At 45.1% G+C, this 1,290-nt stretch carries 1 protein-coding gene; it reads left to right on the plus strand.

Annotation, left to right across the window (positions count from 1 at the left end):
- A partial coding sequence (locus tag O9K64_RS23395; RefSeq protein WP_275100533.1) for a hypothetical protein occupies nucleotides 1–1,098 on the plus strand: 1,098 nt, incomplete at its 5' end.
- Nucleotides 1,099–1,290 lie beyond the last annotated feature (192 nt).

A 1,290-nucleotide genomic window follows, 5' to 3' on the forward strand; every position in this document is an offset into this window, starting at 1 on the left:
ATAAAGGAGCTAGTCGGAGCTGAATCTGCTCTTTCGTGGCAGATTCAAGTTCAATTCCCTTCTTTTCAAAATGCCTCGATTGTCGTGGTAAGAGAGGTGGGTTCTGATAGCGTAAAGATCAATATAAACAATGATGCAGATCAGTTGTTGTCAATCAAGCTTATAGCTGCCGCACATAAATATTTACGCGCATATGAAAGAACTGAAAGCACGGATAAGCTGCTTGGGGATGAACTCGCGGAATTTTATCGGAAGAGAGAGCAGGGGCTCCTCAGGCTTGAGGAGTTAACACAGACACTGATCGATCAGAACGAGCGGTACCGTCAACAACTCGACCAAGAAAAATCAGAATACAATAGCCAATTAGCTAAAGAGTACGAGGTTCGTGAAGCGGAACGGATTGCTGAGCTTGAAAAGCGGCTGGAAGAGGTAAAGTCGCAAGAGGATGCACTTGAGGCTCTAAAGTCTGAAATCGATGATCGGCAAAGTCGTCACGCTAGGCGGCAGATACGTACAGATTTAAAAGATGCACTTGCGAAACGTGGCGAGCAATTCTCACTCACAAAAAGCACAATAAGAAAACGGATACCGATTCACGTTTTGTTTATAGTGCTCATTGTTGTGTCCGGCGCATTCGTCGCAAATAGCTTCATAAAATCATTCTTGGTTAGCGATGCCGGCTTTTCTTGGTATGAGGTTGCGAAGCTCAGCGCGAGTGCGTTTGCACTTATCGCCTCAATTATTTTCTATATTCGGTGGAACGACTCTTGGTTTAGAAGGCATGCCGACGAAGAGTTCAGATTAAAGCAGTTGGAGCTTGATATCGATAGAGCTAGCTGGGTTGTCGAAATGGCGCTCGAATGGAAAGAAGAAAGAGGTAATGAGATTTCGCCGCATCTAATTGAAAAATTGACAGAGAATCTATTTGTGCAGAATGCCGCTTCCGAAAAGGCCACCCACCCGTCCGAAGATCTTGCGTCCGCAATAATCAATGCATCATCCGGGTTGAGCCTCAAGATACCAGGTGTCGGAGAAGTCGCACTTGATAGGCGTAGCATAAAAAACCTTAAGAAGAAGCTTGATGATGCTGACGATTAGTGTTGAGGCCAATCGGGTAGCCGGGGGTCTCTGACCCCATTGAAACACATATCGAAAAAGGGGACGTATTGGACGTATTTATTTTTCTGATCAATGGGGTCAGAGTCATTGATGTTTTCCCACTGATAGGAAATCAATGACACTATTGATCCCGGCGCGGGTTTACGCGGGACTTTGCTAAATATCAATATG

The sequence above is a fragment of the Sedimenticola hydrogenitrophicus genome (assembly GCF_029017505.1).
Taxonomy (GTDB): Bacteria; Pseudomonadota; Gammaproteobacteria; order Chromatiales; family Chromatiaceae; genus Sedimenticola; species Sedimenticola hydrogenitrophicus_A.